This is a genomic window from Pseudomonas sp. 7-41 (genome assembly GCF_021233075.1).
GTDB classification, from domain to species: Bacteria; Pseudomonadota; Gammaproteobacteria; order Pseudomonadales; family Pseudomonadaceae; genus Aquipseudomonas; species Aquipseudomonas veronii.
The window spans coordinates 5,364,851-5,377,761 of the sequence record NZ_CP089551.1 but is presented as its reverse complement, the minus strand read 5'-3'; the positions used below and the strand labels follow the sequence as shown (position 1 = coordinate 5,377,761).

Annotated in this window: 12 protein-coding genes and 1 pseudogene; 8 read left to right on the top strand and 5 right to left on the bottom strand. The window is 63.0% G+C overall.

Features of this window, described 5'->3' with window-relative positions; translation table 11 throughout:
- Positions 1 to 30: 30 nt before the first annotated feature.
- Positions 31 to 1,248, top strand: a complete 1,218-nt coding sequence (locus tag LQ249_RS24370; protein WP_232565954.1) for an RNA polymerase sigma factor — start codon at positions 31 to 33, stop codon at positions 1,246 to 1,248.
- A gap of 54 nt (positions 1,249 to 1,302) precedes the next feature.
- On the opposite strand, the gene LQ249_RS24365 is transcribed toward LQ249_RS24370, so the two are convergent.
- Positions 1,303 to 2,157: a LysR family transcriptional regulator gene (locus LQ249_RS24365; protein WP_017847215.1), complete on the bottom strand. Its 855-nt coding sequence runs from the start codon at positions 2,155 to 2,157 to the stop codon at positions 1,303 to 1,305.
- A gap of 87 nt (positions 2,158 to 2,244) precedes the next feature.
- On the opposite strand from LQ249_RS24365, the gene LQ249_RS24360 reads away from it, so the two are divergent.
- Positions 2,245 to 2,757 carry a multidrug/biocide efflux PACE transporter gene (locus LQ249_RS24360; protein WP_046382304.1) on the top strand — a complete coding sequence of 171 codons (513 nt, stop codon included), beginning with the start codon at positions 2,245 to 2,247 and terminating at the stop codon, positions 2,755 to 2,757.
- On the opposite strand, the gene LQ249_RS24355 is transcribed toward LQ249_RS24360, so the two are convergent.
- A complete protein-coding gene (locus LQ249_RS24355; protein WP_046382305.1) occupies positions 2,656 to 3,414 on the bottom strand; it encodes an SDR family NAD(P)-dependent oxidoreductase in 759 nt (252 codons plus the stop codon). The two genes, LQ249_RS24360 and LQ249_RS24355, sit on opposite strands and share 102 nt — an antisense overlap.
- Positions 3,415 to 3,519: 105 nt before the next feature.
- On the opposite strand from LQ249_RS24355, the gene LQ249_RS24350 reads away from it, so the two are divergent.
- Positions 3,520 to 4,416: a LysR family transcriptional regulator gene (locus LQ249_RS24350; protein WP_017847218.1), complete on the top strand. Its 897-nt coding sequence runs from the start codon at positions 3,520 to 3,522 to the stop codon at positions 4,414 to 4,416.
- Here LQ249_RS24350 and LQ249_RS24345 read toward each other — a convergent pair.
- Positions 4,413 to 5,330 (bottom strand): LysR family transcriptional regulator, encoded by a 918-nt coding sequence (locus LQ249_RS24345; protein ID WP_017847219.1) that lies wholly within the window; start codon positions 5,328 to 5,330, stop codon positions 4,413 to 4,415. The genes LQ249_RS24350 and LQ249_RS24345 overlap by 4 nt on opposite strands.
- 104 nt (positions 5,331 to 5,434) lie before the next feature.
- Here LQ249_RS24345 and LQ249_RS24340 point away from each other — a divergent pair, with 104 nt between their 5' ends.
- Genes LQ249_RS24340 through LQ249_RS24330 form a run of 3 tightly spaced genes read left to right on the top strand, consistent with a single transcriptional unit; the run spans position 5,435 to position 8,099 of the window.
- Positions 5,435 to 6,193, top strand: coding sequence for a 5-oxoprolinase subunit PxpA (locus LQ249_RS24340; RefSeq protein WP_057004500.1), 759 nt, complete (start codon positions 5,435 to 5,437; stop codon positions 6,191 to 6,193).
- Positions 6,194 to 6,249: 56 nt separating this feature from the next.
- On the top strand, positions 6,250 to 7,128 hold the full coding sequence (locus LQ249_RS24335) for a 5-oxoprolinase subunit B family protein (protein WP_017847221.1): 879 nt from the start codon (positions 6,250 to 6,252) through the stop codon (positions 7,126 to 7,128).
- A complete protein-coding gene (locus LQ249_RS24330; RefSeq protein WP_057004499.1) occupies positions 7,125 to 8,099 on the top strand; it encodes a biotin-dependent carboxyltransferase family protein in 975 nt (324 codons plus the stop codon). Before LQ249_RS24335 ends, LQ249_RS24330 begins: the two co-directional genes overlap by 4 nt.
- A gap of 141 nt (positions 8,100 to 8,240) precedes the next feature.
- Here the strand turns inward: LQ249_RS24330 and LQ249_RS24325 are convergent, their stop codons facing one another.
- Positions 8,241 to 9,857: an inorganic phosphate transporter gene (locus LQ249_RS24325; RefSeq protein WP_046382307.1), complete on the bottom strand. Its 1,617-nt coding sequence runs from the start codon at positions 9,855 to 9,857 to the stop codon at positions 8,241 to 8,243.
- Between the two features lie 140 nt (positions 9,858 to 9,997).
- The gene (locus LQ249_RS24320; RefSeq protein WP_017847224.1) at positions 9,998 to 11,020 is read right to left on the bottom strand and encodes a transporter; all 1,023 of its coding nucleotides are present in this window, start codon (positions 11,018 to 11,020) and stop codon (positions 9,998 to 10,000) included.
- A 65-nt stretch (positions 11,021 to 11,085) separates the two neighbouring features.
- Between LQ249_RS24320 and LQ249_RS31840 the strand changes: the two are divergent.
- Together LQ249_RS31840 and LQ249_RS31835 are read left to right on the top strand one after the other, a co-directional pair.
- A pseudogene (locus LQ249_RS31840) lies at positions 11,086 to 11,976 on the top strand (hypothetical protein); the annotation flags it as partial.
- Positions 11,977 to 12,141: 165 nt separating this feature from the next.
- Complete coding sequence (locus LQ249_RS31835; protein WP_370737557.1) at positions 12,142 to 12,909, top strand: methyl-accepting chemotaxis protein; 768 nt, start codon at positions 12,142 to 12,144, stop codon at positions 12,907 to 12,909.
- The last annotated feature ends 2 nt before the right edge of the window (positions 12,910 to 12,911 follow it).

The window sequence follows — 12,911 nt, the reverse complement described above, 5'->3', positions numbered from 1 at the left end:
CAATCGCCCGGTGACCCAGGATCTGCCCGATTGACCCCTCCGATCGAGACGATTTACCGCCGCGAATCACGGCGCGTGCTGGCGACGCTGATTCGCTTGCTCGGCGATTTCGACCTGGCCGAGGAAGCGCTGCACGAGGCGTTCCTGGTCGCCATGCAGCGCTGGGAGCACGACGGCGTGCCGAGCAATCCACGGGCGTGGCTGGTCTCGACCGGGCGCTTCAAGGCCATCGATCGCCTGCGCCGCCAGGCCCGTTTCACCCCCTTATTGCAGGCGCAAGCCGATGCGCTGGCAGCGGCCGATTGGGACGACGAAGACGTGGAAGACGACCGCCTGCGCCTGATCTTCACCTGCTGCCACCCGGCGCTGGCGGCTGACGCCCAAGTGCCGTTGACCTTGCGTGAAATCTGCGACCTGACCACCGAAGAAATCGCCCGCGCCTTTCTGGTCCCGCCGGCCACCATCGCCCAGCGGATCGTGCGGGCCAAGGGCAAGATCCGCGAGGCGAAGATTCCCTATCAGGTGCCGTCGCTGGCCGAATTGCCCGAGCGCCTCGACAGCGTGCTGCGTGTGATTTACCTGGTGTTCAACGAAGGCTACTCGGCGTCGATGGGCACGGATCTCACGCGCGACGACCTGACCCGTGAAGCCATCCGCCTCGGCCGTTTGTTGCTGGAGTTGCTGCCGGAGCCGGAAGTCATGGGCTTGCTGGCATTGATGCTGCTGCACGAGTCGCGCCGCCCGGCGCGGACCTCGGCCGGCGGCGAATTGGTGCTCTTGGACGAACAGGACCGAGCATTGTGGGACGCGTCCCTGATTGCCGAAGGCTGTGCGCTGGTGGAGCAAGCGCTGACGACCCGGCGCTTTGGGCCCTATGGCTTGCAGGCGGCGATTGCGGCGGTACATGCCGAAGCGCCGAGTGCCGAGCACACCGACTGGCCGCAGATTGTCGGGCTATACGATGTGTTGCTCCGCACCGTGCCGTCGCCCGTGATCGAACTGAACCGCGCAGTGGCGCTGGCCATGCGCGATGGGCCGTTGGCCGGGTTGCAACAGGTGGAGGCGATTCTGGCGCGGGGCGAATTGCTGGACTATCACCTGGCGCATTCGGCGCGTGGCGAATTCTGCCGACAATTGGGGCGGCTGGACGAGGCGCGGCTGGCGTATGAAAAAGCCCTGTCTCTGACCCGGCAAACCCCGGAAAAGCACTTCCTCGCACGCCGCCTGGCCAGCCTGACCCCGATCTAGCGTCCAACGCATTTCCACTGTGGGACCACCAAGCGCTGCCTGCTCTGGACGAACTCAATCGAGCATCTGCCCCAACAACCAACTCCCCGCAGGCCCCGGCGGATATTGCCGCGACCACAGCGCATCCACCGCCACCGAGCGCGGCCAACTGCGCACGCTCAGTTCAATCAGCCCGGCATTGCCAAAGCGTTCCACCAACCAGCGCGGCAGTGCGGCCCAGCCAAAACCGAGCTGGGCCATTTCCATCAGCATCAGAAAACTCGGCGCCGACCAGACGCGGCCCATGGGGCGGGTTTCATTCGGGTTGATGATGCTCGCCAGGCGCAGCTCACGGTGTTGCTGCAACACCTGTTGGTTGACGCTTTCCAGGCTGGCCAAGGGGTGCGTGGGCGCGACGAACAGGGCAATTTCGGTGCGCTCTTCCACCGGCGAACGGCTCAGGTCGGGTGGGTAAACCTCCTGGGCCTCCACCAGGGCAATCTGGGCCCGGCCACTTTGCACCAGGGCTATCAGGTCTTCGCACTCGGCGATCAGCCATTCCAGTTCCAGGTCGGGGTAGCGTTGCTCAAAGGCCTTGAGCGCAAGCTCGAAGCGCTCCGACTGGTAGGTGTCGGACATCGCAATCGTCACTTTCGCCTCCAACCCCTGGGATAGCTGACTTGCCGCCAACGCCAGCCGACTGCTCGCCTCCAGCACCTGCTCGGCGCGTTGCAGCAGCACGTGGCCAGCGGCGGTCAGCGTCGGCTTGCGGCTGCTGCGGTCGAACAGCAGCACATCGAGGTCAATCTCCAGGCTCGCCACCGCCGCGCTGACGGTGGACTGGCTCTTGCCCAGCTTGCGTGCCGCCGCAGAAAACGAGCCTTGGGTCGCGGCCTGAACAAAGGCCTGGAGCACTTCATGGGAGGCCATGACTATCGCCTTTATCGATGGTTATTGGTTATGAAGTATCGATAAAAAACGCAATGATGGCAACACAGTCACTCACGGAGCCGGGGCATGAACCCTACCAAGTCGATTACTGAACGTGTGTGCCAGGCCATCGGTTTCGAGGCCCTGGCGTTGTTGATCTGCACGCCGTTGCTGGCGTGGATCATGGACAAGCCCGCGGTGGAAATGGGCATGGTCACCCTGGCAATCAGCCTGATGGCGCTGACCTGGAACGTGATTTTCAACGGCCTGTTCGACCGCCTCAAGGCACGCCTGCAACTGGCCAACAACGGCTGGACCCGGGTGCTGCACGCCTTGCTGTTTGAAGGCGGGCTGGTCCTGATGTGCGTGCCGTTGATTGCCGCGTGGCTGAACATCAGCCTGCTGCAGGCGTTTATCCTCGATATCGGCGTGTTGCTGTTTTTTCTGCCGTACACCTACGTGTACCACTGGGGCTACGACGTGATGCGCGAAAAGCTCTTACAGAAACATGCCGCCCGAAGCCTCGATCCGCTGGCCGGTGATCCAGTGGCTACCGTCCGCCAGCAGGCTGGCAATGGCCCCGCCGATATCATCCGGTAACCCGGCGCGGCCCAGGGCGGTGTTATTGGCGACCATCGCGTTGAGGTTGGCGTTGTCGCGCACGGCACCGCCGCCGAAGTCGGTTTCGATGGCGCCCGGCGCGAGGATATTGACGCTGATACCGCGCGCGCCGAGCTCTTTGGCCTGGTAGCGGGTCAGCACTTCCATGGCGCCTTTCATCGCCGCATACGCGGCATAGCCGGGCAGGCTGAAACGGGCGAGGCCGCTGGAGATATTGAGGATGCGGCCACCGTCACGGATCAGCGGCAGCAGTTTCTGGGTCAGAAAAAACGGGCCTTTGAATTGAATCGCGACCAGTTGGTCGAACTGCGCTTCGCTGGTCTCGGCAAAGCTGGCGTGGATGCCGATACCGGCGTTGTTGATCAGAAAGTCGAAATCATCCCGTGCGAAAACACGCTTGAGCACGCCGCCGACGGCTTCGACGAACGCGTCGAAGGTGGCGCTCTGGCTCACATCCAGTTTCAGCATGGCGGCGCGGCCACCCCATTGTTCGATCTGCTCGACCACTGCCTGGGCTTCATCCGCCTGGCTGTGGTAAGTGCCGATGATATCCACGCCTTGTGCGGCCAGGCGCAACGCGGCGCTTCTACCCAAGCCGCGGCTGGCGCCGGTGATCAGTGCGATTTTGCGGGTCATGGTGCAGTCCTCTGAGGTGATCGTGGGAATGAGTGTATTTGTCCGCCTGTAACGTGATAAACAGCGGTAAAGCGAAATCACTGGCCGGAAAAAGCGAACAATCCCATGAACAAACTGGAGTTGCTGCGCACCTTCGTGCGCGTCACCGAACTGTCGAGTTTCACCGGCGCCGGCGAGAGCCTGGGCCTGCCGCGTTCCACGGTGTCCGAGCATGTGCAGGCACTGGAAGAACTGCTCGGCGCGCGCCTGCTGCAGCGCACCACGCGCAAGGTGCAGGCGACCCAGGACGGCCGCGTGCTGTATGAACGCAGCAAGGACTTGCTTGCGCACATGGAGGAACTGGAGGGCTTGTTTCGCCAGGACGAAACACAACTGACCGGACGCATTCGGGTGGACCTGCCGACCATGATGGCGCGGGATTTGATCCTGCCGCGCCTGCCGCATTTCATGGACGCGCACCCGTTGATCGAGCTGGAAATCAGCGCCACCGACCGTCAGGTCGACCTGCTGGCCGAGGGGTTCGATTGCGTGCTGCGCGTCGGTGCGCAGCCGGACCAGTCGGTGGTCGCCCGGTTGTTGTGCAGCATGCCGATGATCAACTGCGTGAGCGCAGGCTACCTGCAACGCTATGGCGTGCCGCGGACGCTGGCCGACCTGGCCGACCACCACTTGGTGCATTACGTGCGCCCGCTGGGTTCGCGCTCGGCGGGGTTCGAATACCTGCAGGGCAACAAGGTACAGCGCTTGCCCATGGCCGGGCGGGTCACGGTCAACAGCACCGATGCCTACAAATCCGCCTGCCTGGGCGGCTTCGGGATTATCCAAGTGCCGGCCCTGGGCATTGGCGATCAGTTGGCCAGTGGCGAACTGGTGGCGGTTTTGCCGGAATACCCGGCGCCGCCGTTGGACGTGTCCCTGCTCTATGCCGGGCAGCGGCATTTACCGCTGCGGGTGCGGGTGTTCATGGACTGGTTGGCCGCGACGCTGCAAGCCCAACTCTAACGCCGCGCCGACAACTGCTGCGGGGCCAGGAAGGCGTCGTGGAAGTAGTCCCGGAACGCCTGCATCGCCGGGGTAAATGCGCGCTCGCGGTGCCAGGCCAGGCCGACGCTCATGGGCGTCACCGGGTCGGTCACGGTCAGGGTTTCGATGCGCTTGCCTTCCAGGGACCAGGGCCGATGCACCAGGTCCGACAGGATCGCCACGCCGCTGCCATTGGCGACCATGCTGCGCACTGCTTCCACCGAACTGGTGCGCAGCCGCACCTTGGGCGTTTGCCCGGCCTGTTCCCAGTAGCGCATGGCGCTGTGTTCGGCTTCGTCGACGGTCAGCAGGATGTAGGGCTCGCGGGCCACGTCCGCCAAGCTGACGGCGCCGCGTTCGCACAACGGGTGATGGCTGGGCAGCCACAGGCGGCGTTCGGAGTTGAAGAGGATTTCCGACACGATATCCGCGTGGGTGAGGTTGGCGGTGAGCACCACCGCCATGTCGAACTGGCCGTCGAGCAGGCCGTGTTCGATGGCCTGGCGCTCCTGCTCGAACACCTCGATGGTCACGTCCGGGTGCCAGTGTTCCATGCGCTGCAGATGGTGCGGCAGGAAGTAACCGAGCACCGTGTAACTGGCGGCGACCCTTAGCACGCCGCTGGCGCGGTAGTCGGGCAATGGGCTGTTCAGCGCGTCGTCGACACTGCGCACGATCACATAGGCGCGGTTGAGAAAGTGCCGCCCGGCGTCGGTCAGGTTCATGCCCTGGGCCGAACGCACAAACAATTGCACGCCGAGCATCGCCTCCAGTTCCTTGATCGCCGTGGTCACGGCCGATTGGGAGATGTTCAGGTGAATCGCCGCCTGGGAAATCTGGCCGATCTCGGCGGTGGCGACGAAGTAGCGGATTTGGCGCAAAGTCAGCGACATGGCGATATCTGTTTTTCAGAAGATAGGCCATCTGATAATAGATCTTCCCAAGGGGTCAAGCCGCAGCCTACTTTTCAGCATCACCTTTGGCGGAGCGACTTTTCATGCAGGCAGTGGATTTCAATTCAGACATGGGCGAAGGCTTCGGCCCCTGGACGATCGGCGATGGCGTCGATGCCGAGCTGATGGCCTACATCAGCTCGGCCAATATCGCCACCGGCTTCCACGCCGGCGACCCCGGCACCATGCGCCGCACCGTCGCACGCGCCAAGCAACTGGGGGTCGCCATCGGTGCCCATCCGGGCTTTCGCGACCTGGTGGGCTTCGGTCGCCGCCATATCAACGCGCCGGCCCAGGAGTTGGTGGACGACATGCTCTACCAGCTTGGCGCCCTGCGTGAAATCGCCCGCGCCCAGGGTGTGCCCCTGCAACACATCAAGCCCCACGGCGCGCTCTACATGCACCTGGCCCGCGATGAAGACGCCGCGCGGTTGTTGGTGCAAAACCTGCAACTGATTGAGCCGACACTGTTGCTGTACTGCATGCCGAATTCGGTGATCTGGCGCATTGCCAAGGAACTGGGGCAGCCGGTGGTGCGTGAGTTCTACGCCGACCGCGAGTACGACCTGAGCGGCTCCATCGTGTTCACCCGCACGGTGCGCGCCCTCGACCCTGCCACCGTCGCGGCGCGGGTCCTACGGGCTTGTCAGACGGGTCTTGTACGCACCGTAGAAGGCGAAGACCTGTTTATCGAATTCGATTCCATCTGCCTGCACAGCGACACCCCCGGCGCCCTGGAATTGGTCGAAGCCACCCGTGAAGCCCTGGACCAAGCAGGCATTGCGGTCAGAACACCCGAATAAGATCGACCCCATACTTTTTTGCCTGCCTTTCTATAACGATTCCAAGAGGAACAGACATGGCTGAAACGTCCCCCATCCGCTACAGCTTCGGCGCCGATGAACACCTGTTCGCCGAGGTCAGCGACAGCATGTCCCTGGAGGCTTTCTTCAAAGGCATGGCCGTGACCCGCGCCGTGGAACGCCTGGCGTTGGACGGTGTGCTGGATGTGTGCCTGGCCAACGCCTCCTTCCAGATCCGCTTCGACCCGGACCGCATTGCGCCCCATGTGCTGCTCGACGCGGTGCAAAGCGCCGAAGCCCAGGCCGTGGCCGAACGCACCTTGCACACGCGCATCATCGAAATCCCGGTGCTCTACAACGACCCCTGGACCCACGAAACCCTGATGCGCTTTCGCGATCGCCATCAAGACCCCAGCGGCACCGACCTGGAATATGCGGCGCGGATCAACGGCCTGGCCGATGTCGACGCTTTCATCGCGGCCCACAGTGGCGCGCCGTGGTTTGTGTCGATGGTCGGCTTTGTCGCGGGCTTGCCGTTCATGTTCCAGATGGTCGAGCGCGAGCGGCAGTTGCAGGTGCCCAAGTATCTGCGCCCGCGCACCGACACGCCGAAACTGACCCTCGGCCATGGCGGCTGCTTTGGCTGCATCTACTCGGTGCGCGGCGCTGGCGGCTACCAGATGTTCGGCGTCACTCCGGCACCGATCTACGACCCGGCGCAGCAGTTGGCCTACCTCAAGGACCACATGGTGTTCTTCCGGCCGGGCGACATCGTGCAGTTCAAACCGATCGACCGTGAGGCCTACGACCTGGCCGTCGCCGAGGTGGACGCAGGACGTTTCGACCTGCGCATCCGCCCCCTGGAATTTTCCCTGGATGCGTTTCTCGCCGACCCCATCGGTTATCCGAAAACCCTGCAGGAGGCGCTGGCATGATCAAGGTGCTCAAACCCGGCCTGGCGACCTCGGTACAGGACCTGGGCCGCGAAGGTTATTACCACCTGGGTATTCCGCCGTCGGGCGCGCTGGACCAGTACGCGCTGAGCGCGGCCAACCATTTGGTGGGCAACCCGCCGGGCGCGGCCGGCCTGGAATGCACGCTGATCGGTCCCGAGCTGGAGTTTCGCCGGGACGCCTTGGTCGCCCTCAGCGGCGCCTTGATGGCGCCGCGCCTGGACGGTGAAGTGGTCCACCAGGACACCGCGTTCCAGGTCCGCGCCGGGCAGGTGTTGCGCTTCGAATTTCCCCTGGCCGGTGCGCGTACCTATCTGGCGGTCGCCGGCGGCATCGACGTGCCGTTGGTGCTCGGCAGTCGCTCGACCTACACCCTCGGCGCACTCGGTGGCTTTCACGGGCGGCGGTTGCAGGCGGGGGATGAGCTGCCCATCGGCGAGCCCAGTGGGCAGGGGCGGGCGGGCAACAGCTTGCCGATGGCCTTGCGCCGGGCAGTCGGTGGCGATGTGACCTTGCGCGTGGTGCCCGGCCTGTATTACGAACGCCTGACGGCGGCGGCGAAAAGCAGCTTTTTTGCCGAGCCGTGGACGGTGGGGTCCGAGGCGGATCGTATCGGCTATCGCTTCAAGGGCGGCAGTGCGTTGAGCTTTCAGCCACGGGAGCAGCCGTTTGGCGCGGGGTCCGATCCGTCGAACATCGTCGACAGTTGCTACCCGATCGGCTCGATCCAGGTGCCGGCCGGGCTGGAGCCGATCGTGCTGCATCGGGACGCGGTGTCGGGCGGCGGCTACGCGATGATCGGCACGGTGATCAGTGCCGACCTGGACTTGATCGGGCAGATGCAGCCGAACCAGCGGGCGGGGTTTGTGGCGGTCAGCCTGGAGCAGGCGTTGGAGGCGCGGCGGGTGTACAAGAAGCGTCTGAAGGCAATGACCGGGCTCTTCAATACCTGAAACACCACCCAGCAAAATGTAGTGGGTCAGCAGAGTTTGGTGAACAGCCAGTAGAGCAGCATCGCCACCCTGGTCACTGCCACACCGGCCAACAATGTGGGAGCGAGCAAGCCCCCTCCCACATTGTTGACCGGCGCTGGGTCAGAAGAGTTTGGTGAATAACCAGTACAGGCTACCCGACAGTAGAATCGCTGCCGGCAAGGTCAGCACCCAGGCCATCAGCAAATTGCGGATGGTCTTCATCTGCAAGCCGCCGCCGTTCGCCACCATGGTCCCCGCCACGCCGGACGACAACACATGGGTGGTCGACACCGGCAAGCCGAACATATCCGCAGCGCCGATGGTCAGCATCGCCACGGTCTCGGCCGAGGCGCCTTGGGCGTAAGTCATGTGCGTCTTGCCGATTTTCTCGCCCACGGTCACCACGATGCGCTTCCAGCCGACCATGGTCCCGAGCCCCAGGGCGATGGCCACGGCGATCTTCACCCACAGCGGAATGAAGCGCGTGGAGTTGTCGATCTGTTGCTTGAACAGTTGCAGCTTGCCTTGGGTGTCGGCGTCGAAGTTGCCGATCTTGGCCTTGTCCATCAACCGAATGGTTTCGCTGGTCAGGTACATGTCGTTACGCACGTTGCCTACGGCTTCGGCGGGGACTTTAGCCAAAGAGCCGTAGCCTTTGACTTCATCGCCGATCTGGCCGGCGAGGGCGGCGAGGGCCGGGATCAGTTCGGGTGTGGCGTCCTTGGTCCGCACGTAGGTCGAGAGGATGGGGCGCGGGTCGCCCGGCAGCGCTTGCGGCGCGCTTTTCATCAGCGCGACCTGGGTCACTTCAGCCACCGCGGCAAACTGCAGCGATTGTTCGGCGGGCATGGCGCGGTTCAGCGCATACGCCATCGGCAGGGTGCCGACCAGGATCAGCATGATCAGGCCCATGCCTTTTTGCCCGTCGTTGGAGCCGTGGGCGAACGATACACCGGTGCAGGTGAGGATCAGCATGCCGCGAATCCACCATGGCGGCGGGGTGTCGCCTTTGGGCGCCTTGTACAGCGCGCGGTTTTTCACGAAGGCGCGCAGGGCCAGCAACAGCAGGGCGGCGAAAGCGAAACCGATCAGCGGCGAGAGCAGCAGGGCGTAACCGATCTTGATCGCCTGGCTCCAGTCCACGCCGCTGGTGCCATCACGTCCGTGCATCAGGGCATTGGCCACGCCGACGCCGATGATCGAACCGATCAGAGTATGGGAGGACGAGGCCGGCAGGCCCAACCACCAGGTGCCGAGGTTCCATAGGATCGCCGCGATCAGCAGGGCGAAGATCATCGCGAAACCGGCCGAGGAACCCACCTGCAAAATCAGCTCGACCGGCAGCAGGGCAATGATGCCGAACGCCACTGCGCCGCTGGAGAGCAGCACCCCGAGGAAGTTGAAAAAGCCCGACCACACCACCGCGAACTGCGGCGGCAGCGAGTTGGTGTAGATCACCGTCGCCACGGCGTTGGCGGTGTCGTGGAAACCGTTGACGAATTCGAAACCCAGGGCGATCAGCAGTGCCACGCCCAGCAGCAGGAACGGCGTCCAGGTGGTGACCAGCGTGCCCAGTTCGTGCATGTCGCGCATCAGGCTGTAGGCAGTGAACAACAGGCCCATCGCGAGCACGGCAAAGAACATGATCACCGTCAGCAGGCCGGGTTTTTTGTCCAGCCTGGGTCGGGTATCAACGGATGACGTATGCGTTGAAGCTGTCAGGGAAGGGGTGGCCATGCAGTAACATCCAGTGTCGGAAAGGATGTCGCCCATGATCATTGCAGAATATTACAGAGATGCTGCGATAGATCAGTGTTTAGCGGATTGGATCGGCCGTTGGTCTACAAACGCACAGATTTTTTGAGCGCATGTGAGGGTCAGTAGTCGTTGCGTTTCCTGAAGGCCCAGCGCCCGGCAATCAAGGTAAAGGTCGCGACCAACGCCACCAGAATCCAGAAGCCTTCCGGGTCTTGGGAAAGCGGCACGCCGCCTACGTTCATGCCGAAAAAGCCGGCAATGATATTGATCGGCAACGCCAGCACCGTGACCACCGTCAGCGTAAACAGCGTGCGGTTGCTTTGTTCGTTGAGGTTGGCGGCGATTTCTTCCTGCAACAATTTGATGCGTTCGCCCAGGGCCGTCAGGTCGTTGATGATCAGCGCAAACTCCTCGGTGGATTTGCGCAGCTCCTTGACGTCTTCCTTTTGCAGCCACTGCGGCGGGCGGTTGAGCAGCCGCAGCAACGAGCCGGGCTCCAGCGCCAGCAGGCGTTGCAGGCGCACCAGCACCCGGCGCATGGCGCCCAGCTCGGCGCGGTTGGTGGACAGGTGCGAGGAGAGCAATTGGTCTTCGATGTGGTCGACGCTGATGCTGGTCTTGCGCACGATCTGCGTCAGCACCTCGCCCTGGTCGCGCAGCAAGTGGACCAGTAGCTCCAGCGGCGAGCGGAAGTGCTCACCGGCCTTGACCGACGAACGCAACTTGTCCACCGAGTGCAGCGGTTGCAGGCGCGCGCTGATCAGCAAGTGACTGCGGGCGCAGACCCACAATGTGGAAATATCCGACGAGACCATGCTGCTGAAGTTGAACACCACGTCGTTGACCACCGCGAGCAAGGCAGAGTCGACGTGTTCGATACGGGTGGAGCGCGAGCCTTCGTGCAAGGCTTCGAAGAATTCTTCCGGCAATTGCAGATGCGCCAGCATCCAGCGCTCGCATCCGGCATGCGCCAGGTTCAGGTGCAGCCATAGAAACTCCTGCGGGTCTTGCGGTTGCTGCAAGGCCTGGAGAGCGGTGGCTGAATCAATCTGCTCACCCTTTTCGCCTGGGCGGAAACGGAAACCGTAAAGCAAGCCAAACAGATCGGAGTCCTGGTGGCTGTGGTCGATGCTGTGGTTCATGGAGTCTCGCAGAGAAAGGACCTGTAGGACGTTTCACAGGTTCGCGTGAGCGAATCATTGCAAGGATGCTTGACAGTTTTGTGACAGTTTTCGACTTATTTCGCCTTGATGACATTTTATTGACCGGCTATCGAAATGAGCTCAAGAAGTGTCTAGATCGGCCGATTCAGGGCGCAAGAACCGCTGCGGATGACGGCGCCTTCGACGACAGGGATGTCATGACGTATTTGCACCTTTTCCTTGTTTCGAGGCTTTTCCCGATGACTTTTTTGCGAACATCCCTGCGGGCACAGATTTTGTCGCTGCTCGGCGGCAGCCTGCTGGCGATGCTGTTGATAGCCCTGGCCTGTTTCAACTTCCTTTCCAACGGGGTGCAGAGTTACCGCAGTTTGCTCGACGGGCCGTTGCTCACTTCACAGTTGATCGATGAGGCCAACCTGCAATTCAAGGTGCAGGTGCAAGAATGGAAAAACGTGTTGTTGCGCGGCAAGCAGCCGCAGGACCTGGAGAAATACTGGGGCCAGTTCCAGGATCGGCAGCGCGATGTACAAGGCATTCTCTCGCGGCTGGTCACCCAGACCGCCGGTGACCCGGCGCTGAGCCAGCGTATCCAGAACCTGCGTCAGGAACACCAGCAGCTCGGCGTTGCCTACCAGAAGGGCCGCGATGCCTACTTGGCCGCCGGCGCCGACCCGAGCGCCGGAGACACCGCGGTCAAGGGCGTGGACCGCGCCGCCAGTGAACAGATGAGCGCGCTGGTCAGCGACCTGCGTGCCCAAAGCACCCAGCAATCCCAGGTCATCAGCGCCCATGCCGAGCGCACGGTGATGGTGGGGCTGGCGATCATGTTGCTGTCCGGCGTATTGATCGGCCTGTTCAGCCTGTGGTTGATCAACCGCAACCTGATCCTGCCGATCCGTGGCTTGATCGACTATGTGAGCCAGCTGAGTCACGGCCGTTTTGCCGAGCGTGTCGCCAGTCGTCGCCAGGACGAACTGGGGCATCTGGCGGAGGCCGCGAACACCTTGCGCGACTTCTTGGCCGAAACCTTCAGCCGCCTGCAGCGCAGTGCCACCGATCTGGTCCACGCCAGCGGTGAGTTGAATTCGATCGCCGGGCAAATGGCGACTGGTACCCACGAACAATTCAACCGTACCGACCAGGTGGCCACGGCCATGACCGAAATGTCGGCCACCGCCCAGGAAGTAGCGCACCACGCCGCCAGTGCGTCCCGCGCGGCCGATGACGCAGACCAATCGGCCCGCGAGGGCGGCGAAGTGATGAAAGTCACCATTGCCACCATCGGCCAGATGCGTACTGAAATCCTCAACACCGGCACCATCATCCGCCGCCTGGAAACCGACAGCGTGCGGATCGGCAAGGTGCTCGAAGTGATTCGCGGGATCGCCGAGCAGACCAACCTGCTGGCGCTCAACGCCGCGATCGAGGCGGCACGGGCGGGCGAGGCGGGGCGCGGGTTTGCGGTGGTGGCCGATGAAGTGCGCAGCCTGGCGCAACGCACGGCGGCGTCGATCATCGAGATCAATCAGATTATCCAGGCGGTGCAAACCGGCGCGGTCGACGCGGCCGAGGCGATTGTCACTGGCCAGTCGTGCAGCGATGACAGCGTGGAAAAAGTCACTCAGGCCGGCGCGATGCTGGCTCACATCACCCAGGCCGTCGAAGCGATTCGCGACATGAACCGCCAGATCGCCACGGCGGCCGAGGAGCAGACGTCGGTGGCCGAGGATATTTCGCGCAATATCACCCAGATCACCACCGTGGCCACCGCCAACCTCGACAACGTGAAGCGCACCGAAGCGGCGAGCCAGAATCTGCGTGGTTTGTCCGGCGAATTGAACGAGGTGACGGCGCGACTGAGCGCTTGATC

What these genes read in the sequence shown, in the direction of transcription:
- LQ249_RS24365 (WP_017847215.1), bottom strand. Translation starts at nt 2,157, where the DNA reads ATGGCCTCCCATGAAGTGCTCCAGGCCTTTGTTCAGGCCGCGACCCAA.
- LQ249_RS24360 (WP_046382304.1), top strand. Translation starts at nt 2,245, where the DNA reads ATGAACCCTACCAAGTCGATTACTGAACGTGTGTGCCAGGCCATCGGT.
- LQ249_RS24355 (WP_046382305.1), bottom strand. Translation starts at nt 3,414, where the DNA reads ATGACCCGCAAAATCGCACTGATCACCGGCGCCAGCCGCGGCTTGGGT.
- LQ249_RS24350 (WP_017847218.1), top strand. Translation starts at nt 3,520, where the DNA reads ATGAACAAACTGGAGTTGCTGCGCACCTTCGTGCGCGTCACCGAACTG.
- LQ249_RS24345 (WP_017847219.1), bottom strand. Translation starts at nt 5,330, where the DNA reads ATGTCGCTGACTTTGCGCCAAATCCGCTACTTCGTCGCCACCGCCGAG.
- LQ249_RS24340 (WP_057004500.1), top strand. Translation starts at nt 5,435, where the DNA reads ATGCAGGCAGTGGATTTCAATTCAGACATGGGCGAAGGCTTCGGCCCC.
- LQ249_RS24335 (WP_017847221.1), top strand. Translation starts at nt 6,250, where the DNA reads ATGGCTGAAACGTCCCCCATCCGCTACAGCTTCGGCGCCGATGAACAC.
- LQ249_RS24330 (WP_057004499.1), top strand. Translation starts at nt 7,125, where the DNA reads ATGATCAAGGTGCTCAAACCCGGCCTGGCGACCTCGGTACAGGACCTG.
- LQ249_RS24325 (WP_046382307.1), bottom strand. Translation starts at nt 9,857, where the DNA reads ATGGCCACCCCTTCCCTGACAGCTTCAACGCATACGTCATCCGTTGAT.
- LQ249_RS24320 (WP_017847224.1), bottom strand. Translation starts at nt 11,020, where the DNA reads ATGAACCACAGCATCGACCACAGCCACCAGGACTCCGATCTGTTTGGC.
- LQ249_RS31835 (WP_370737557.1), top strand. Translation starts at nt 12,142, where the DNA reads ATGGCGACTGGTACCCACGAACAATTCAACCGTACCGACCAGGTGGCC.